This is a genomic window from Luteimonas sp. gir, assembly GCF_037198055.1.
Taxonomy (GTDB): Bacteria; Pseudomonadota; Gammaproteobacteria; order Xanthomonadales; family Xanthomonadaceae; genus Luteimonas; species Luteimonas citri_A.
Genome location: NZ_JBBAXQ010000010.1, coordinates 29727 through 49153, shown reverse-complemented (window position 1 = coordinate 49153; position 19427 = coordinate 29727). Strand labels below are relative to the sequence as shown.

At 70.1% G+C, this 19427-nt stretch carries 19 protein-coding genes; 11 read left to right on the top strand and 8 right to left on the bottom strand.

Annotation, left to right across the window (positions count from 1 at the left end; genetic code table 11):
- Window positions 1-2: 2 nt before the first annotated feature.
- From WAF18_RS12905 to WAF18_RS12890, 4 genes are all read left to right on the top strand, one after another.
- Entirely contained in the window at window positions 3-773 is a 771-nt protein-coding gene (locus tag WAF18_RS12905) for an FKBP-type peptidyl-prolyl cis-trans isomerase (RefSeq protein WP_337245472.1), read from the top strand.
- A 55-nt stretch (window positions 774-828) separates the two neighbouring features.
- The gene (locus WAF18_RS12900; RefSeq protein WP_183426370.1) at window positions 829-1071 is read left to right on the top strand and encodes a SlyX family protein; all 243 of its coding nucleotides are present in this window, start codon (window positions 829-831) and stop codon (window positions 1069-1071) included.
- Window positions 1072-1205: 134 nt separating this feature from the next.
- The gene (locus tag WAF18_RS12895; RefSeq protein WP_337245471.1) at window positions 1206-1844 is read left to right on the top strand and encodes a DUF2058 family protein; all 639 of its coding nucleotides are present in this window, start codon (window positions 1206-1208) and stop codon (window positions 1842-1844) included.
- The gene (locus WAF18_RS12890; protein WP_337245470.1) at window positions 1841-2590 is read left to right on the top strand and encodes a transporter; all 750 of its coding nucleotides are present in this window, start codon (window positions 1841-1843) and stop codon (window positions 2588-2590) included. Before WAF18_RS12895 ends, WAF18_RS12890 begins: the two co-directional genes overlap by 4 nt.
- 109 nt (window positions 2591-2699) lie before the next feature.
- Here the strand turns inward: WAF18_RS12890 and WAF18_RS12885 are convergent, their stop codons facing one another.
- From WAF18_RS12885 to WAF18_RS12870, 4 genes are all read right to left on the bottom strand, one after another.
- The gene (locus tag WAF18_RS12885; RefSeq protein ID WP_337245469.1) at window positions 2700-4109 is read right to left on the bottom strand and encodes an amidohydrolase family protein; all 1410 of its coding nucleotides are present in this window, start codon (window positions 4107-4109) and stop codon (window positions 2700-2702) included.
- A gap of 85 nt (window positions 4110-4194) precedes the next feature.
- Complete coding sequence (metH, locus tag WAF18_RS12880) at window positions 4195-6909, bottom strand: methionine synthase (protein ID WP_337245468.1); 2715 nt, start codon at window positions 6907-6909, stop codon at window positions 4195-4197.
- Window positions 6906-8000, bottom strand: coding sequence for a homocysteine S-methyltransferase family protein (locus WAF18_RS12875; RefSeq protein WP_337245467.1), 1095 nt, complete (start codon window positions 7998-8000; stop codon window positions 6906-6908). The genes metH and WAF18_RS12875 overlap by 4 nt, the downstream gene beginning before the upstream one ends.
- Window positions 7997-8926: a metalloregulator ArsR/SmtB family transcription factor gene (locus WAF18_RS12870; RefSeq protein ID WP_337245466.1), complete on the bottom strand. Its 930-nt coding sequence runs from the start codon at window positions 8924-8926 to the stop codon at window positions 7997-7999. Before WAF18_RS12870 ends, WAF18_RS12875 begins: the two co-directional genes overlap by 4 nt.
- A 155-nt stretch (window positions 8927-9081) precedes the next feature.
- On the opposite strand from WAF18_RS12870, the gene WAF18_RS12865 reads away from it, so the two are divergent.
- Complete coding sequence (locus tag WAF18_RS12865) at window positions 9082-9657, top strand: NUDIX hydrolase (RefSeq protein ID WP_337245465.1); 576 nt, start codon at window positions 9082-9084, stop codon at window positions 9655-9657.
- A gap of 43 nt (window positions 9658-9700) precedes the next feature.
- Here the strand turns inward: WAF18_RS12865 and serA are convergent, their stop codons facing one another.
- Window positions 9701-10933, bottom strand: coding sequence for a phosphoglycerate dehydrogenase (gene serA, locus WAF18_RS12860; RefSeq protein WP_337245464.1), 1233 nt, complete (start codon window positions 10931-10933; stop codon window positions 9701-9703).
- 191 nt (window positions 10934-11124) lie between these two features.
- On the opposite strand from serA, the gene WAF18_RS12855 reads away from it, so the two are divergent.
- From WAF18_RS12855 to WAF18_RS12845, 3 genes are all read left to right on the top strand, one after another.
- Window positions 11125-12513: an FAD-binding oxidoreductase gene (locus WAF18_RS12855; RefSeq protein WP_337245463.1), complete on the top strand. Its 1389-nt coding sequence runs from the start codon at window positions 11125-11127 to the stop codon at window positions 12511-12513.
- 75 nt (window positions 12514-12588) lie between these two features.
- Window positions 12589-12888 carry a DUF2388 domain-containing protein gene (locus WAF18_RS12850; RefSeq protein ID WP_337245462.1) on the top strand — a complete coding sequence of 100 codons (300 nt, stop codon included), beginning with the start codon at window positions 12589-12591 and terminating at the stop codon, window positions 12886-12888.
- Between the two features lie 4 nt (window positions 12889-12892).
- Window positions 12893-14722: a DUF4105 domain-containing protein gene (locus WAF18_RS12845; RefSeq protein ID WP_337245461.1), complete on the top strand. Its 1830-nt coding sequence runs from the start codon at window positions 12893-12895 to the stop codon at window positions 14720-14722.
- Between the two features lie 170 nt (window positions 14723-14892).
- Here WAF18_RS12845 and yeiP read toward each other — a convergent pair whose 3' ends face one another.
- From yeiP to WAF18_RS12830, 3 genes are read right to left on the bottom strand one after another with little or no spacing between them, the layout of a single operon-like run.
- Window positions 14893-15459, bottom strand: coding sequence for an elongation factor P-like protein YeiP (yeiP, locus tag WAF18_RS12840; protein ID WP_183426360.1), 567 nt, complete (start codon window positions 15457-15459; stop codon window positions 14893-14895).
- A gap of 16 nt (window positions 15460-15475) precedes the next feature.
- Window positions 15476-16048 (bottom strand): retropepsin-like aspartic protease, encoded by a 573-nt coding sequence (locus WAF18_RS12835; RefSeq protein WP_337245460.1) that lies wholly within the window; start codon window positions 16046-16048, stop codon window positions 15476-15478.
- 3 nt (window positions 16049-16051) lie between these two features.
- The gene (locus WAF18_RS12830) at window positions 16052-16822 is read right to left on the bottom strand and encodes an SDR family oxidoreductase (protein ID WP_337245459.1); all 771 of its coding nucleotides are present in this window, start codon (window positions 16820-16822) and stop codon (window positions 16052-16054) included.
- Window positions 16823-17073: 251 nt separating this feature from the next.
- Here WAF18_RS12830 and WAF18_RS12825 point away from each other — a divergent pair, with 251 nt between their 5' ends.
- From WAF18_RS12825 to WAF18_RS12815, 3 genes are read left to right on the top strand one after another with little or no spacing between them, the layout of a single operon-like run.
- The gene (locus WAF18_RS12825) at window positions 17074-17319 is read left to right on the top strand and encodes a FeoA family protein (RefSeq protein WP_337245458.1); all 246 of its coding nucleotides are present in this window, start codon (window positions 17074-17076) and stop codon (window positions 17317-17319) included.
- Window positions 17316-19169, top strand: a complete 1854-nt coding sequence (locus WAF18_RS12820) for a ferrous iron transporter B (RefSeq protein ID WP_337245457.1) — start codon at window positions 17316-17318, stop codon at window positions 19167-19169. Before WAF18_RS12825 ends, WAF18_RS12820 begins: the two co-directional genes overlap by 4 nt.
- Window positions 19166-19402 (top strand): DUF6587 family protein, encoded by a 237-nt coding sequence (locus WAF18_RS12815; RefSeq protein ID WP_337245456.1) that lies wholly within the window; start codon window positions 19166-19168, stop codon window positions 19400-19402. The genes WAF18_RS12820 and WAF18_RS12815 overlap by 4 nt, the downstream gene beginning before the upstream one ends.
- The last annotated feature ends 25 nt before the right edge of the window (window positions 19403-19427 follow it).

The following is a 19427-nucleotide window of genomic DNA, read 5'->3' as shown; positions in this document are numbered from 1 at the left end:
AGATGAAGACCACATCGCGTATCGCCCTCGTCGGCCTGGTGGCCGTGCTGCCGCTGGCGATGATCGCCTGCAAGCCGATCGACAAGGAGACCGGCAAACCGGTCCAGGGCACCGCCAATGCCGGCGGCGAAGCGGCCAGCGGCACCGAGATCGCCGGCCTCAAGACCGAGCGTGAGCAGGTGAGCTACATCATCGGCAACCAGATGGGCGAGTCGCTCAAGCAGGTCAAGGACGAGATCGACCTCAAGACCCTGCAGCGCGCGATCGCCGAGACGCTCGACGACAAGGCCATCGAGATCAGCGACGAGCAGGCGATGAAGGTGATGCAGTCCTTCGGTGAACGTATGCAGGCCAAGCAGCTCGCCGAGATGCAGGAGAAGGCCAAGACCAACGCCGCCGAGGCCGAGAAGTTCTTCGCCGAGAACGCCAAGCGCGAAGGCGTGCAGACCACGGCCTCGGGTCTGCAGTACCGCGTCGTCACCCAGGGCACCGGTGCCAAGCCCGGTCCCAACGACACCGTGCGCGTGCACTACAAGGGCACGCTGCTCAACGGCGAGACCTTCGACAGCTCCTACGACCGTGGCGAGCCGGCGCAGTTCGCGCTCGGCCAGGTGGTCCCGGGCTGGCAGGAAGGCCTGCAGTTGATGCCGGTCGGCAGCAAGTACGAGCTGTGGATCCCGGCCAAGCTGGGCTATGGCGAGATGGGCACCGGCCCGATCGGCCCGAACCAGGCACTGGTCTTCGAGGTCGAGCTGCAGGACATCGTCAAGTGATCCACGCACCGTCGCGGCGCGCATCGCCGCGTCGCGACGGTGGGGATGCCGCGCGATGACCGCTGCCCTCATCGATGCCGACGCCCATGCGGCGCTCGAGCAGCGGGTGACCGAGCTCGAGACGCGGCTGGCGTTCCAGGAGCACACGATCTCCGAGCTCAACGACGCGCTGACCGCTGCACGGCTCGAGCTCGTGGCCCAGACCGGCCTGCTGCGCCGGGTCATGGACGACCTGCGCCAGGCGCGCACGGTGCAGTTTCCGGACCCGGGGCAGGAGCCGCCCCCGCCGCATTACTGACGTGTTCGCATGATCGAAAGCCCAGTGTCGGGCCTGTCTGCCCGGTCGGCATCCGCCGCCGCTGTTGCGTTGTCCAGCGTGTTCACCGTACCTGTTTCTGTTTCTGTTCCTGTTCCCGGCGAGGTCCTTCCTCCATGAGCGATACCCTGCGCGACCAGTTGCTCGGTCTGGGCTTCAAGGCGCCGGCCAAACCGGCCAAGCCATCACCGCGTCGCGACGAGCGCCGGGGACGTCCGGATGAGCGCCGCGGTGGCGGCAAGCGCGCCGACGGCGCGCGCCAGGACGGACCGTCGCGTCCGCCCGGCCGACGCGATGCGCAAGGCCCGCGCAAGCCGCGCCCGCCGCGCGAGGACATCGACCTGGCCAAGGCCTATGCGATCCGCGCCCAGCGCGAGAAGGACGAGCGCATCGAGGCCGAACGCCAGCGGCAGGAAGAGGCGCGGCTGCGCCGCGAGGCACGCGCCAAGCTTGAAGCGTTCGTCAAGGACAAGGCGCTCAACCGCGCCGATGCCGACATCGCCCGGCATTTCGAGTACGGCGGCAAGATCAAGCGCATCCATGTCGATGCCGAACAACTGCGCGCGCTCAATGCCGGCGAGCTCGGTGTGGTGCAGGTCAACGGCCGGTACCTGCTGGTCACCGCAGCGGTGCTGGCCGAGGCCGAGACGATCTTCGCACAGGCGGTCGCGCTGAAAGTGGACCCGTCCGCTCCGCCGGGCGACGACCCTTATAGCGATCCCCAGTACCAAGTCCCCGACGACCTGGTCTGGTGACCATGCGCGCTCTCGGGCTGTGCCTCGCTGTGCTGCCGGTCGGCGCCGCTTGTGCGCAGGAGATCGCATTCGACCGGCCGGGGATCGGGTTCTCCGCATCGGTGCTTGCGCCCGGGCAGGTGGCCTGGGAGCAGGGCCTGCCCGATCTCGAGCGCGATCGCAATGACGGCGTGCGCACCACCGAGGCAACTGCGGGCAGTGCGCTGCGCGTGGGGCTGGGCGCATCGCTGGAGGTGCAACTGTCGGCGACGCCGTGGCAGCGCACGTCGACGCGCGAGGCCGGCGGTGCACGGCACGTGGCCGAAGGGGCCGGCGACAGCAGCGTCGGCCTGAAATGGGCATTGCCCAGCGCCGGCGCGCTCGATTGGGCGCTGCTGGCGCGTTACGGCCTGGCGACCGGATCGCGTGGGCTGCGTCCTGACACCCACCTGCGCAGCCTCGGCGCGTCGGTTGAGGGCGAGACCGAAGGCGGGCGCGGCTACGCGCTGTTTGCCGGCTATCAGCACGACGACGACGGCAGCGGCTGGCAGGTCGCGCCGAGCCTGGACCTGTTCGAGGCCGGCACGCTCGCCGGCTATGTCGAGGCCGGCGTCGGCGGTGGGTCGCAGGCCGGCACGGTGGTCGGCAGTGGCCTGACGTGGCGTCCGCAGCCCCAGGTGCAGTTCGACCTGTCGATGTTACGTGGCGTCGGTGGGGATGCGCCCGACTGGCAGGGCGGCTTCGGCGTGGCGGTCGGGTTCCGCTGACGGCGCGGGACGGGGCGGTCGACTACGTGGTGCCCACAGCGATCGAGCGCACGGTGCCACACGAAGATTCTGCGTGAAAATCCGACTCTGACCCCGGTTCTGGCGTGGCTCAAGGCGCGCGGTACTCGGCAACCGGGCCCGCGACCCTGCGCCCGGCCTGCCAGACCGCTTCAATCGTGCGCAGATTGCGGATGTCTGTCAGCGGGTCGGCGGCGACCACGATGAAGTCCGCACGCCGGCCCGGCTGCAACAGGCCGCGGTCGTCCAGACGCAGCAGGTGCGCCGAATCACGGGTGGCCACGGTCAGCGCCTGCTGCGGGCTGAAGCCGGCCTGCATCATCAGTTCGAGTTCGCGATGCTCGGCGAAGCCCGGTACGCGACGCGGCAGTGCGCCGGCATCGGTGCCGAAGCCGATCCGGACGCCGGCCTCGCGCAGCGTCGACAGATTGCGCAGGTTGGTGGCGAGCGCGGCGCGGGCCTTCGTGGTCTGCGGATCGCGCAGCGTGTCGGCGCGCCACTGCGGGTCGGACCACTGCGCGCGGACCGCCTCGGGCAGTGCGTTGCGCAGGAAGGGTGTCTCCAGCCACTCGGGGTGCTCGGCGTAGATGTAGTTCGCCTCGTCGATCTGCAGCGTCGCGATGTAGCCGGCATTCGAGGTGCGCAGCGCGGCGACGAACGCCGGGTCGACCGGCCGGTCGCGCACGCCGTGGGCGACGATGTCCAGGCCGCTGGCCACGAGGTCGGTGGCTGGTGCGAGATCGTGGATATGCGCGGCTGCGAGCAGCTTCTGGCGATGGGCTTCGTCGATGGTGGCGCGATAGACCTCGGGCGCCATCGGCGGCGCCTGACCGCCAAGGGCATCGACCCACAGCTTGACAATGTCGACGCCGGATTCCGCCTGCGCGCGGACCGCGGCGCGGGCCGCGTCGGCGGTCGCCGGGCGCGCCACTGGATCGTGTGCCAGGCCCATGTTCGCAGCGGGCGGCGCGCCGCCGGGCGCACCGATGCCGCCGCCGGCGCCCAGCAGTTGCGCGCCCAGCGACGGATCACCGGTCACGGCACTGCGGATGTCGCCAAAGGCCGCGCCGTTCATGCCCAGCGACATCACCGTGGTGACGCCGTAGGCCTGGAACTGGCGCAGGTCGCGCACGACGTGCGCGCGGGTGTAGAAGCGGTCGCCGTGGGCGGTGCCCTCGGTATTGCCGACGTGCGCATGGGCGTTGACCAGGCCCGGCACGATGAACCGACCGCGATAGTCGATGCGTTCGGCCTCGGCGGGCAGGTCGCCGGCCCCAGGCTGCGCGACGCGCGCGATGAGGCCATCGCGGATCACCAGGGTGACTTCGCCCAGGTCGCGCTCGCCGTCGAATACCCGGGCATGCTCGATGATGATCGGCGGGGGCGAGGGCGGCGCATCGGCCTGCGTGGTCGCAGATGGGCCGGTGGCGGGGCTGCAGGCGGCGGTCAGGCCAGCGATCGCGGCCAGCATCAGGGCGCCGGCGGCGCGGCGTCGAAGCATGGTGGGATCCTCAGCGCGAAGCAGGCGCCGAGGATAGCGGGGCATTCGTGACGGTCATGCGCAGCCGCCCGCGCGATCCGAGGGCTCACTCGGGGTCGTAGTCCAGGTTCGAGGCCAGCCAGCGTTCGGCCTGCGCCAGCGGCACGCCCTTGCGCTTGGCGTAGTCCTGCACCTGTTCCTTCGAGACCCGGCCGACGACGAAGTACTGGCTGCGGGGATGGCTGAAGTAGTAGCCCGACACCGCCGCGGTGGGCAGCATCGCGAAGCTCTCGGTCAGCGTCATGCCGGCGTTGGCTTCTGCGCCGAGCAGGTCGAACAACGTGCGCTTCTCGCTGTGCTCGGGGCAGGCCGGGTAGCCGGGGGCAGGGCGAATGCCACGGTACTGCTCGCCAATCAGCGCCTCGTTGTCGAGCGCTTCGTCGGCCGCGTAGCCCCAGTACTCGGTGCGCACACGCTGGTGCAGGCGTTCGGCCAGCGCTTCGGCCAGACGGTCGGCCAGCGCCTTGAGCAGAATCGCGTTGTAGTCGTCGTGTGCGGCCTCGAAGCGCGCGACGTGCGGTTCGATCCCGATGCCGGCCGTGACCGCGAACGCTCCGATCCAGTCCTGCACGCCGCTGTCGGCCGGCGCGATGAAGTCGGCCAGGCAGAAGTCCGGCCGCTCGACCGGCTTGTCGACCTGCTGGCGCAGGAAGTGCAGGCGGACGCCGCCGCGCGCGTGCTCGGGGACGACCACGTCGACATCGTCGCCGACACGGGTCGCCGGCCACAGCCCGAACACCGCCTTGGCGGTGAGCCATTTCTCCTCGACGATCCGGCGCAGCATCGCCTGCGCATCGCCGAACAGCTCGCTGGCCTGCGCGCCGACGACCTCGTCGGTCAAAATCGCCGGGTACTTGCCGAACAACTCCCAGGCATTGAAGAAGGGGGTCCAGTCGATGACCGGCAGCAGGTCGTCGAGCGGGTAGTCGTCGAACACGTGCAGCCCGGGCCGGCGCGGCGTTGGCGGCACATAGGTCTCCCAGCCGCCGTCGAAGGCCTGGGCACGCGCCTTGTCCAGTGCGACCAGCCGCTTGGCGTCGCCGCGATTGGCATGGCGCGCGCGGATCTCGGCGTAGTCGGCATCGTTGGCGGCGACAAAGGCGGGCCGCAGCTCGGGGCTGATCAGCGACTGCACCACACCGACGGCGCGCGAGGCGTCCTTGACCCAGACGGTCGGCGCGCCATAGTGCGGCGCAATCTTCAGCGCGGTGTGCGCGCGCGAGGTGGTCGCCCCGCCGATCAGCAACGGAAGCACAAAGCCCTGACGCTTCATCTCGCGCGCGACGTGGCTCATCTCTTCCAGCGACGGGGTGATCAGCCCCGACAGACCGATGACGTCGGCCTGCACCTCGCGGGCTTTGTCGAGGATCGTCTGCGCCGGCACCATCACCCCCAGGTCGACGACCTCGAAGTTGTTGCAGGCCAGCACCACGCCGACGATGTTCTTGCCGATGTCGTGCACATCGCCCTTGACCGTCGCGATCACGATACGGCCATTGGATTTGCCCGCATCGCCGGTGCGCGCCTTCTCGGCCTCGATGTGCGGCAGCAGCCAGGCGACCGCCTTCTTCATCACGCGGGCGGACTTGACCACCTGCGGCAGGAACATCTTGCCGGCGCCGAACAGGTCGCCGACGACGTTCATGCCGGCCATCAGCGGTCCTTCGATCACCTCCAGCGGCCGCGCGAACTGCAGCCGCGCTTCTTCGGTGTCGGCGTCGACGTACTGGTCGATGCCGTGGACCAAGGCATGGGTCAGGCGTTGCTGGACCGGTGCTTCGCGCCAGGCCAGCGTCTCGGTCTTGGCCGCGCCCTTGCGGCCCTTGTAGCGCTCGGCCAGCTCGAGCAGCCGCTCGGTCGCGTCGGGGCGGCGATTGAGCACGACATCCTCGACGCACGCGCGCAGTTCGGGATCGAGTTCGTCGACGATCGGCATCGCGCCGGCGTTGACGATGCCCATATCCATGCCGGCCGCGATCGCGTGGTACAGGAACACCGCGTGGATCGCCTGGCGCACGACCTCGTTGCCGCGGAACGAGAATGAGACGTTCGACACGCCGCCCGAGACGTGGCAATGCGGCAGCGTGGCGCGTATCTCGCGCGTGGCCTCGATGAAATCGACCGCGTAGTTGTCGTGCTCGGGGATGCCGGTGGCGATCGCGAAGATGTTCGGATCGAACACGATGTCCTCGGGCGGAAAGCCCACGACCTCGGTCAACAACCGGTAGGCGCGGGTGCAGATCTCGACCTTGCGCGCACGGGTATCGGCCTGACCGGCCTCGTCGAAGGCCATGACCACGACCGCCGCGCCATAGCGCAGCACCTTGCGCGCCTGGTCAAGGAACGTCGCCTCACCCTCCTTGAGCGAGATCGAGTTGACCACACCCTTGCCCTGCAGGCAGCGCAGGCCGGCCTCGATCACGCTCCACTTCGACGAGTCGACCATCACCGGGATGCGTGCGATGTCGGGTTCGGCAGCGATCAGATTCAGGAACGTGGTCATCGCCCGTTCCGAATCGAGCATGCCCTCGTCCATGTTGACGTCGAGGATCTGCGCGCCGCCCTCGACCTGCTGACGTGCGACCTCCACCGCCTCGGCATAGCGGTCTTCGCGGATCAGCTTGCGGAATGCGGCCGAGCCGGTGACGTTGGTGCGTTCGCCGACGTTGACGAACAGCAACTCCGGGGTGATCACCAGCGGCTCGAGACCCGACAGGCGGGTAAAACGCGGCGCGGAAGGCTGGCCTGCGTGCGCGCTCATGCGGCATCGGCCCGGTGACCGATCGGCGTGCGCGGCGCGACATCGCGCACCGCGTCGGCGATCGCGCGGATGTGCGCGGGCGTGGTACCGCAGCAGCCGCCGACGATGTTGAGCAGTCCGGCGGTCGCGAATTCGCGCAGCGTCGCGGCCATGTCCTCGGGCGTTTCGTCGTAGCCGCCGAAGGCATTGGGCAGCCCGGCGTTGGGATGGCAGGACACATGGACCTCGGCAATCTGCGCCAGGGTATCGACGTGCGGGCGCAAGTCCTTGGCGCCAAGCGCGCAGTTGAGCCCGATCGACAGCGGCCGCGCATGGCGCAGCGAGTACCAGAACGCTTCGGCGGTCTGTCCCGACAGCGTGCGCCCCGAGGCGTCGGTGATCGTGCCCGAGATCATCACCGGCACCCGGCCGCCGAGATCGTCGAACACTGTCTCCACCGCGAACAGGGCGGCCTTGGCGTTGAGCGTGTCGAACACCGTCTCGACCATCAGCACGTCGGCGCCGCCCTCGATCAGACCGTGTGCGGCATCGCGGTAGATGCGCACTAGGTCCTCGAAGGTCACCGCGCGGAAGCCCGGATCGTTGACGTCGGGGCTGATCGACGCGGTGCGGCTGGTCGGGCCGAGGATGCCGGCGACAAAGCGCGGCTGCCCGGGCGTGCGCGCCTGCGCGGCATCGCAGGCCGCGCGCGCGAGCGCGGCGCCCTCACGATTGAGTTCCCGCGCCAGGTGCTGCAAGCGGTAGTCGGCCAGCGACACCGCGGTCGAGTTGAAGGTATTGGTCTCGACCATGTCGGCGCCGGCCTCGAGATAGGCGGCGTGGATGCCGCCAATGAGGTCGGGACGGGTCAGCGTGAGCAGGTCGTTGTTGCCGCGCTGGTCGGCGGCCTCGCAGCCGCAGCCGGCGCCGTGGCCATGGCCATCAACGGCGTGCAGCGCGTCGAAGCCGTCGGCAAAGCGCGTGCCGCGGTAATCGGCCTCGGTCAGTCCGTGCTGCTGGATCATCGTGCCCATGCCGCCGTCGAGCACCAGGATGCGCTGCGCGAGCGCGGCCTCGAGTGCGGCGACGCGGTCGGGATGCAGCCAGGTCACGGCTTTCTCGCAATGATCGAGATCACCTGGAAGTGCGGCGGCCGCTTCTCGCGCGTCACCGTCTCGGCGCTGTGGATCTCCAGCCCGGCCTTGGTGACGAAGCGGCGCAGCTCCTTGTCCGGGAAGCCCAGGTTGGCGTGGCCGTAGGCCTGCACGACCGCCTCGTGGCCGTGTCTGTCCAGGCTCGACAGCAGCAGCCGCCCGCCCGGGCGCAGCACCCGCGCGGCTTCGGTGACCGCCTGTGCGGGCCGCGTGGCATAGGTCAGCGCGTGCATCAGCACGACGAGGTCGAAGCTGGCGTCGTCGAACGGCAGCGCATGCATGTCGCCTTCGCGGACTTCGACGTTGCGGAAGCGCTTGAGGCGTTCGGCCGACGCGGCGACCACGCGCGCACTCGCATCGAGGCAGACATAGCGATGGGCGTGCGGCGCCAGCAGCTCGGCCAGCACCCCATCGCCCGAAGCGATGTCGAGCACGTCGCCGGTCTCGAGCAGCGGCAGCGCCGAACGCGCCAGCGCTTCCCAGGTCCGCCCGGGCGAGTAGTGCCGTTCCATGTCGCCGGCCACACTGTCGGCCCAGTTCTGGTCGGCGGCGCGCATTGCCAGCACGGACGGGATGCGCTCGGCGTCCTGGCGCAGCAGCGGATCGTCGCTGCCGGTGCTCAGCGCCTGCCACAATGCGCGCTGCGCCGGGTCGAGTGCGGCGTCGTCGAACCGGTAGTAGGCCGACACGCCAGCGCGGCGATCGCGGACCAGGCCAGCTTCCTTGAGGCGCGCCAAGTGCGTGGAGACGCGCGGCTGTGCCAGTCGGGTGATCGACGACAGCTCGGCCACCGTCAGTTCCTCGACTTCGAGCAGCGCCAGCAGCCGGACGCGGGTCGGGTCGGCGAGGGTCTTGAGCCGCGCCGACCAGGCTTCCAGGTCCATGAATATCTCCATATCGCGATACAGAGATAATTTTCGGTGCGGGGGCGGGGCGCGGTCAAGCCGAGCGCAGCTCGCGTTGGGGTGCCGGCCACCTTGCAGCCGCGTGGCCGAGCGCCGATGCTGCGCGTCCTCACGCCGCTCCAGGTCCGTACCGCATGTCCGATTCCCGCCCTTCGCGCGCGCCGGCGCTGGCCGCCGCCTTCGCCGATTACGCAGCGCGGCATCCCGATGAACACGCCACCGTCGCCGAGTTCGTTGCGCTGCTCGACGATCCGCTCGATCCATTCGTGCGCGAACGCCTCGCAGGCCATTTCACCGCCTCGGCGCTGGTGGTCTCGGCCGACGGCCAGCGCACCTTGCTGACCCACCACCGCAAGCTGAATCTGTGGCTGCAGCCGGGCGGCCATGCCGATGGCGACATCGACTTGGCGGGCGTGGCGCTGCGCGAGACCGAGGAGGAAACCGGCCTGCAGGGCGTAGTGGTGCTGCCGGCGATCTTCGATCTCGACCGGCACTGGATCCCCGAGCACAAGGGCGTGCCCGCGCACTGGCATTACGATGTGCGCTATCTCGTGCGTGCCGGCGCAGACGAGCGCTTTGCCGTCAGTGCCGAATCCCACGCGCTCGCGTGGCGCGCACTTGCGGACGTGGCTGAAGGCAGCGAATACGACGCGTCCTTGCGCCGCATGGCGCTCAAGTGCCTGGCAGGGCAGAGGACATCCGCCGGCTGAGCATCGCGGCGATCCGTCGGCCCGACGCCTCGATCCCGATGGCCTAGTACAGCACCCGCGTGCGCAGGGTGCCGTCGATCTTCGACAGTTCGCTGCGCAGGTGCTCAGCCTGGTCGCGGGTCGCGCCGACGTCGATGACCACATAGCCCACGTTCGCGGTGGTGCGCAGGTACTGGCCGTCGATGTTGATCGCTTCGCGCGAGAACACCTCGTTGATCTTCACCAGCACGCCGGGCACGTTGCGGTGCAGGTGCAGGATACGGTGGCTGCCGACGTGCTCGGGCAGCGTGACCTCGGGGAAATTGACCGCCGACAGGGTGCTGCCGTTGTCGCTGTAGCGCACGAGTTTGGCGGCGACCTCGATGCCGATGTTGTCCTGCGCCTCGAGCGTGCTGCCGCCCACGTGCGGGGTCAGCAGCACGTTGTCGTGCGCGGCCAGCGGCGATTCGAACAGGTCGTCGTTGCCCTTGGGCTCGATGGGGAACACATCGATCGCCGCGCCGCCGACATGCCCGGTGCGCAGTGCGGCGTCGAGCGCGTCGATGTCGACCACGGTACCGCGCGAGGCATTGATCAGATGCGCGCCGGGCTTCATCGCGGCGAGCTCCGCGGCACCGAACATCAGCTTGGTCGCCGGGGTTTCGGGCACGTGCAGGGTCACCACGTCGCTGCGCGCGAGCAAGTCGTCCAGGCCGGTTGCACTGCGGGCATTGCCGAGCGAGAGCTTGGTCTCGATGTCGTGGAACAGCACCTGCATGCCCAGCGATTCGGCGAGCACGCCGACCTGAGTGCCAATGTGCCCGTAGCCGACGATGCCCAGGGTCTTGCCGCGTGCCTCGTGGCTGCCCAGCGCGGACTTGCTCCAGCCGCCGCGATGGCATTGCGCGTTCTTCTGCGGGATGCCGCGCAGCAACATGATCGCCTCGGCGACCACCAGTTCGGCGACGCTGCGGGTGTTGGAGTAGGGCGCGTTGAACACCGGAATGCCGGCCAGTTCGGCCGCTTCCAGGTCGACCTGGTTGGTGCCGATGCAGAAGCAGCCGACCGCGAGCAGCCGACGCGCATGGCCGATGACCTCGGCGCTGAGCTGGGTGCGCGAGCGGATGCCGACGATGTGCGCATCGGCGATCTTGGCCAGCAACTGGTCCTCGGGCAGCGACTTGGGGTGCACCTCGATCTGCGTGTAGCCGGCGGCCTTGAAGGTGTCGACGGCGCTCTGGCTGACGCCTTCGAGCAGCAGGACGCGGATGTCCGCGCGGGGGAACGAGGTCTTCATCGAGGCTGCGGCCGCCGGTCGGGAGGAGCGCATCATGGTGCCAGAAGGCCGCCGCTGTTGCAGCGCAGCAGACGGCGTCGCGTCCGGGAGGCATGCGCGTCCGATTCGGCTCTGGGCCAAGGCCACGCGGACGCTGGACGCCTGCGGGCGCGGCTGGCAGGCTGGCCCGCCGTGCCGCGACGCCTTATCCCATGTCCGATGCCCGCATCGCCCGCTTGCAAGCCGCCGTCCCGACCCTGCAGGTGCGGACCGATCCGGCCGATCTGGCCTACTTCGGCGTCGACTGGACGCGGCGCTGGACGCCGGCGCCGTTGGCGGTGGCGCTGCCGGCCGATATCGCCGAGGTCCAGGCAACGGTGCATTGGGCGCGCGCCGAAGGGGTTTCGATCGTGCCCTCGGGCGGCCGGACCGGGCTGTCGGGCGGCGCGGTCGCCGCCCACGGCGAACTGGTGCTGAGCCTGCAACGGATGAACCGGGTGCTGGACTTCGACCCGGTGGACCGGATCCTGACGGTGCAGCCGGGCATCGCGCTCGAAGCGGTGCAGGAGGCGGCGCGCGGACACGGGTTGGCGTATCCGGTCGATTTCGCCGCGCGCGGCTCGTGCACGATTGGCGGCAACATCGCGACCAATGCCGGCGGCATCCGGGTGCTGCGCTACGGCAACACCCGCGAGTGGATCGCCGGCCTCAAACTGGTGACCGGCGCCGGCGAATTGCTCGATCTCGGCCGCGGGCTGGTCAAGAACTCCAGCGGCTACGACCTGCGGCATCTGGCCATCGCCTCGGAAGGCACGCTGGGCATCATCGTCGAGGCCAGCCTGAAGCTGACCGCACCGCCACCGGCCACGCGGACCCTGCTGCTGGCGCTGCCGTCCTTCGAAGGTCTGATGCAGGTGTTCCAGGCGTTGCGCGCGCGGCTGGCTCTGGAGGCCTTCGAGTTCTTCACCGATCGCGCGCTGCATCATGTGGTCGCGCACGGCGCGCAGGCGCCGTTCGAGGCCTCGCATCCGTTCTACGTCGTCGCCGAATTCGCCTGCGAGGGCGACGCCGGCGAGGTCGCGATGCTGTCGGCGTTCGAGCATTGCGTCGAGCAGGGCTGGGTCGAGGATGGCGTGATCGGCCAGAGCGAGGCGCAGGCCGCGCAGCTGTGGCGGCTGCGCGAGGGCATCACCGAAAGCCTGGCACCACACGTGCCCTACAAGAACGATGTCTCGGTGCGGATCTCGGCGATGCCGGCCTTCCTCGAGGCGGCGCAGGCGCTGCTGGCGCGCGAGTACCCGCAGTTCGACGTGGTGTGGTTCGGCCATATCGGCGACGGTAATCTGCACATCAACGTGCTCAAGCCGGCCGACCTCGCCAACGATGCGTTCGTTGCGCAATGCGAGCGCGTGACCAAGCTGCTGGCCGACACTCTGCACGCGCACGGCGGCAGCATCTCGGCCGAGCACGGCATTGGGCTGGTCAAGAAGCCCTATCTCGAATCGACCCGCAGCGCGGCCGAGATCGCGGTGATGCGCGGCATCCGCCGTGCGCTCGATCCTGACGGCCTGCTCAATCCTGGCAAGCTGTTCGATGCCTGACTGCCGATGGGCAGCCGCCATGAAGGTGGCGTGAGGGCGGGGTAGAGTGTGGCCTCCCCGATGGAGATGCCCCTGATGTTGCGACCCTTGCTGGCCTGTGCGTTGCTCGTTCTGTCCACGTCGGCGTTCGCCGGCAGTTTCGCCGGTACGACGGGCGGTGCGACCTCCGCTGGCAGCTCGGCGTCGTCGGGCAGCAGTTCGGGCAAGGACAAGATCGTGCTGCAGGCGCGCGAAGATGCTGCCGGCTTCGTCGCCAGCGACGGCCGGATCCGCGGCGTCCGCCTCGAGGCCGCCCTGCGCCACCTGCGGCAGACCCGGCCGGACGCGCAGGCGGCGAGCGATCTGCAACTGGCGCAGGCGATCCTCGCGCTCTGAGCCGATGAGGGCCCGCCGTCGCCTGCGGGTCGCGGGCGTCGTATTGCTGCTCGCCGCGGGGGCGGCGCACGCCCAGGCCTGGCGTATCGACACCGCTCCCGGCGCGCCGCCGCTCGATGCCAACGCGCAGGCCGCGTCGGCCGGGCTGATCGACGCAGTGCTCGCGCAGCTGCCGCCGGCCTGGCGCGCCGCCGACGGGCTCGACGTGCAACTGGCGTGGCGCGACGACCTGCCGCCGCAGGTGCACGGGCGCGCGGTCGGCGATCGCATCGTGCTGCGTCGGGCGCTGCTCGATGCCGTGGCCGCAGACGGCCTGGATGCACGGGCGACCCGGGCCGCGTCCGCCGCGCTGGTGCACGAGCTCGCGCATCGCTACGACCGCAGCCCACACGGCGGCCTGTCGCGCGATCCGCGGTTGCGCGATCTCGCCGGCTGGCCGCGCCCCCCGCTGCGGCTGGGCCTGCGTGCGCGCCACAACGCGATGACCGACCGCCGGCCCGACGCCTACGAAACCGCATCGCCGGCGGAGTTCGTCGCGGTCAATCTCGAGCATTTCCTGCTCGATCCCGAGTACGCCTGCCGTCGGCCCGCCTTGCATGGGTACTTCGCCGCGCATTTCGCTTGGGCGCCGCCCGCTGCGGACTGCGCCGAGCGTTTGCCGTTCGTCGAGGCCGAGCCGCAGGCGCAGGCGGACGGCCAGGCGCTGCTGGAACTCGACCCGGCGCGGGTCTGGGCGGTCGAGTACCTGTTCGCCGAGGGTAACGCGCAGCCGATGAGCCGCTGGGGCCACAGCATGCTGCGGCTGGTGATCTGTGCCCCCGGCCGTGCGCCTGGGCTGGACTGCCGCTACGACCTGGCGCACCACCGCGTGCTGTCGTTCCGCGCGTTCGTCGACGATGTGCAGATCTCCAGCCTGCGCGGTCTGACGGGGCGCTATCCGGCGCGGCTGTTCGTGCTGCCGCTCGACCAGGTGATCGACGAGTACACCCGGGTCGAGCTGCGCGGCCTGCAGTCGATTCCGCTGCGCTTGTCGCCTGGCGAGATCGCGACCTTGCTCGAACGCGCGGCCAGCGTGCACTGGAGCTACGACGGCCGCTACCGGTTCGTCGACAACAACTGCGCGGTGGAGACCTGGAAGCTGCTCGATGCCGGCGTGCCGAGGCTCGACGGCGCGCGCCTGCGCAGCATCACGCCCAACGGCCTGCTGCGCCGCCTGGTGCGCGCGGGCATTGCCGACGCCGCAGTGCTCGATGCGCCCGATCGCGCTGTGCGAGATGGCTACTATTTCCCATCCGCGGACCGCGAGTACGCGGCGCTATTGGCGGTCGCGCACGCTGCACAGCCGCTGCCTACCCGCGATGTCGCCACCTGGCTCGATCTCGATCCCGATCTGCGCGCGCCGTGGTTGGCGCAGGCGGGGCAGCGCGACGGCGCCGCGCTGCTGGTGCTCGAGCACGCCGCGCACCGGCGGTTGGAGGTGCGGCTGCGCGACGTGCTCAAGCGTCGCTGGTATCTCGCGGCTGCAGAGCATGACGCCGCGGCCGACACCCTGCATGCCTTGCTCGCTGCCGGCGACGGCCTCAGCCGTCCGGCGCAGCTGCTCGACCGCGGCTACGGCCTGCCGCAGCAGGCCGAGCGCGCGACGCTGCGGGGGCAGGCCGATGCGCTCGGCCACCGCCTGCAGACGCTGCGCGACGCACTGGAGACCCAAGGCCGCGCGGCGTTGCCGATGGATGCGCAACGACGCCTGGCGGCGACCGAGCGCAATCTCGCCACGCTCGGCGCCCGCTTGCGCGAATTGCACCGGGAGACGGGCGGCCTGCAACTCGACTGAGGCTGGACGGCCCGGCCATTGGCGCTGCTTCCCGATGGATCGGGGCCGTGGTGCCTGTCCATGGGACCTGGCCTTGCCCGATGGCGCTTCGCGCGAGTCGAACCGTACGCGGGCAAGGCCACGTCGTCATCTCCGCGACGCGGGAACGACGACGCAAAACGCGGCGCGGGTCAGTCCGCGCGGCCGCCGAACTCGCCGGTCGTGGTGTTGACCCAGACGCGCTCGCCGTTGCCGATGTACTCAGGCACCTGGATCTCGATACCGGTGCTGAGCTTGGCGGGCTTGGGCCGCTTGGTCGCGGTGCCGCCCTTGAGTTCGGGCGGGGTGTCGACGACTTCGAGTACCACGCTCTGCGGCAATTGCAGGCCGACCGGCGCATCGTCGATCACCTGGACATAGCAGCCGCCCAGGCCTTCGGTGATGTAGCCCGCCCCGTCGCCGACAACATCGGCGTCGAGCGTGTAGGGGGTGAAGTCCTCGTCGTCCATGAACACGAAGGCGTCGCCGTCCTTGTAGGAGAAGCTGGCCTGGCGCCGGGCCAGGTCGACCTCGCGCAAGTCGTCGTCGCCGTCGAAACTCGCATCGAGCTTGTTGCCGCCCGGAACGCTGTACATGGTGAAGCGGAAGCGCACGTTGCCGCCGCGCCCTTGCGGCGAGCTGCGCTCGATGTCGCGGATCTGGTAGACCCCGCCGTTGTGTTCGACCACGTTTCCTTTCTTGACGTCGTAGGCTTTCATCGGTGTCTGGGTGTTTTCAGTGGGAGACGGATGCCGCAGGTGCGGCGGGATTGCGGAGATGCAGCCGCAGGTTCGGGTAATCGATCACCGCCTGGCCACGGTCGAGGACGTCGGCGCCGAGCACGCCATCGATGGTGGGCAGCCCGCGTTGCGAGAAGGCTGCGGTGACGTGGTCGAGCGCGAGGAAGTGCGCGGTGAAATCGTCGTCCCGGTAATCGCCGATCGCCAGTCGGCTGCCCGGCAGGGTCTCGATAGCGAGGTTGCCGGCACCGGCGCCGGTCGCCTGCAGCCCACCCGACGCATCGGCCTGGCGGCCATCGGCAAAGCGTGCCTGACGCGCGCGATCGATGACAGTGCGCCCGGCGCCGGTATCGATCAGGAACGTGCCGGCGACGCCGTTGATACGGACCTCGACGGCAAGATGCGCCGCGCCATAGCGGCGCATCGGGACCGTGTCGTAGCCGCGCGCGGCGAGCAGGCCGGCGAGCGCGCTCGCATCGGCCGGCACCGCGTCGCCGGCATGGGCCGACGAGAGCGACAGCAGTGCGAGCAGCAGGCCTGTGGCCAGGCTGGGCGGCGATGCGGTCATCGCTTACTTGGGTGCCAGCCGGACCGCACCATCGAGGCGGATGGTCTCGCCGTTGAGGTAGCGGCTGGCCAGGAGGTGGGCGACGAGGTCGGCGAATTCTTCCGGTCGGCCCAGGCGCGAGGGGAACGGAATCGAGGCCGACAGCGACTGCTGCACCGCCTCGGGCATGCCGTCGACCATCGGTGTCCAGAAGATGCCGGGTGCGATGGTGTTGACGCGGATGCCAAAGCGCGCCAGTTCGCGCGCCATCGGCAGCGTCATGCCGACCACGCCGCCTTTCGACGCTGCGTACGCGGCCTGGCCGATCTGGCCCTCGTAGGCGGCGACACTGGCGGTGTTGACGATCGCACCGCGCTCGCCGTCCTCACCGGGCGCGTTGTGCTGCATGAGCGCGGCCGCGGCCTTGGCGACGTTGAAGCTGCCGACCAGATTGACCATCACCGTGCGGCTGAAGGTCTCCAGCGGCATCGGGGCCTCGCGTCCGAGCACGCGGCCGGCGCCGAGGATGCCGGCGCAGTTGACCGCGGCATTGAGCCCGCCCAGGAACGCGCGTGCGGCCTCGAGGTTGGTCGCGACGCCGGCCTCGTCGGTGACATCGGTGCGCAGGTAGCGCGCGCGATCGGCGCCCAGTGCCTCGACCGCTTCAGCGCCCTTGTCGTCGTTGACGTCCAGCAGCGCGACCCGGCCGCCATCGGCGACGATGCGATGAGCGACGGCCAGGCCGAGGCCGGAGACTCCACCGGTGACGATGGCGCGGACGGAATCGGGAAGCATGCGCGATCCTTCGAAGACGAAAGCCCGCAGTCTAACCGCTGCGCCCCGGGCACGATGTCGCGCGAACGCAGCACAGCGCTGCGCCGGGAGCACGATGCCGCGTCGCAGGTTGAAGGGCGTCGGCACAGGGGCGGGGCACGGCGTTGCGCCGGCGAAACAGACCGAGGCATGACGGCGGGCGGGCTGGGCGCATGCGTCGCGGTCGCGCGGGAGTAAAATCGCGACCCATTCCCATTCGCACCGGACCTGCCTTGAACCTCTGCCAGCTGCCGCCGCGCACCCCGGGCCTCGTCGATGCCGTCGAGGCGGTCGGCAGCCACGATCCGATCGCCCGCCGCCTGGGCGAGCTGGGCTTCGTGCCAGGCGAGCCGGTCGAGGTGGTCGCGCTGGCCCCGTTCGGTGGTGACCCGTTGCTGGTCCGCGTCGGCTTCACCCGCTTCGCACTGCGGCGCAGCGAGGCCGCGCGCGTCCAGGTCAGCGCCGGAGACGCGGCGTGAGCACGGCGGCCATCCCGCGGCTTGCCCTGGTCGGCAGCCCGAACGCGGGCAAGACCGCGCTGTTCAACCTGCTGACCGGCAGCCGGCAGAAGGTCGCCAACTACGCCGGCGTGACGGTCGAGCGCAAGGAGGGGCGGATGCGCGGCCCGCAGGGCGAGCACTGGGCGCTGCTCGACCTGCCCGGTGCCTACAGCCTGCAGCCGGCGAGCCTGGACGAACAGATCACCCGCGACCTGTGCCGCGGCTTCTACCCGGGCGAACCCGCCCCCGATGTGCTGGTCTGCGTGGTCGATGCGACCAATTTGCGGCTGCACCTGCGTTTCGTGCTGGAACTGCGGACGCTGGGCCGGCCGATGGTGGTGGCTTTGAACATGGCCGATGCCGCGGCGCGCCGCGGCATCGTCATCGACGTTGCGGCGCTCGAAGCCGCACTCGGCGTGCCGGTGGTGGAGACCGTCGCCATCCATCGCGACGGCGCGCAGGCGCTGCGCCAGCGGCTGGCCGACACGGTCGCAAGACCGCGGCCGCCCGCAACCGGCGACGCCGACGGCGACCTGCACGCCCAGGTGCGTGCGCTGCTGGCGGCGACGGTGACCATGCCGCGCCGGACCGCGTGGATCGACGATGCCTTCGATCGCTGGCTGCTGCACCCGGTGTTCGGCCTGCTGGCGCTGGCGCTGGTGATGTTCCTGATCTTCCAGGCCGTCTATGCTTGGGCGACGCCGCTGATGGACATGATCGACGCCGGCACCTCCGCGCTCGGCGCCTGGGTGTCGGCGACGCTGCCGCCTGGTCCGCTGACCAGCCTGCTCGCCGACGGCATCATCGCCGGCCTGGGCGGAGTCATCGTCTTCCTGCCGCAGATCCTGATCCTGTTCCTTTTCATCCTGGCGCTGGAGGAATCGGGCTACCTGCCGCGGGCGGCGTTTCTGCTCGACCGGCTGATGAAGGGCGCAGGGCTGTCGGGGCGGTCGTTCATCCCATTGCTGTCGAGCTTCGCCTGCGCGATTCCCGGGATCATGGCCACCCGCTCGATCCAGGACCCGCGCGACCGGCTGGCGACGATCATGGTGGCGCCGCTGATGACCTGCTCGGCGCGGCTGCCGGTCTATGCGCTGCTGATCGGTGCGTTCATTCCGCAGCGGCAGGTCTGGGGTGCGCTCAACCTGCAGGGGCTGGTGCTGTTTGCGCTGTACATGGCCGGCATCCTCAGCGCGCTGGCGGTGTCATTCGTGATGAAGCGATGGCGCCGGGACCGCAGCGAGCATCCGTTGCTGCTGGAGCTGCCGTCCTACCGGCTGCCGCATCCGCGCGACCTGGCGATCGGCCTGAAGGAGCGCGCGATGATCTTCCTGCGCCGCGTGGGCGGCATCATCCTCGCGCTGACGGTGCTGCTGTGGGTGCTGCTCTCGTTCCCGGCACCGCCCGACGGCGCGACCGGGGCGGCGATCGAGTACAGCCTGGGCGGCCGCCTGGGCCATGCGCTGGCGCTGGTGTTCGCGCCGCTGGGCTTCAACTGGCAGATCTGCATCGCGCTGATCCCCGGCCTGGCCGCGCGCGAGGTCGCCGTGGCATCGCTGGCGACCGTCTATGCGTTGTCGGCCGTCGACGACGATGCCGCGGCCCAGGCGCTGACTCCGATCATTACCGACGGCTGGTCGCTCGCGACCGGACTGTCGCTGCTGGTGTGGTTCATCTATGCGCCGCAGTGTATTTCGACCTGGGCGACCATCCGGCGCGAGACGGGCTCCTGGCGGCTGATGGCGATCAACGCCGGCTACCTGTTCGCCTTGGCCTACCTCGCCTCGTTGCTGACCTACCAGGTGGCGCGCGCGCTGGGGGCGGGATGAGCGCGGACGTGCAACTGGCGCTGCAGTACGCCGCGGTCACGCTGCTGGTTGCCGTCAGCGGCTGGGTCGTGCTGAAGAAGCAGGCGCCGGCGACTGCGCGGCGCCTGCGGATCGCGCTGGCGGTGCCGCTGGTGCGTCCGGGCCGGCCGGCCTGGATGCGCGCGCTGGGACGGCGCATCGCGCCTGAGCCGCGCGTTGGCGCGGGCTGCGGCGGCTGCGACGGCTGCGGTTGAATCCGGCATCCCTACGCGCGGGCGG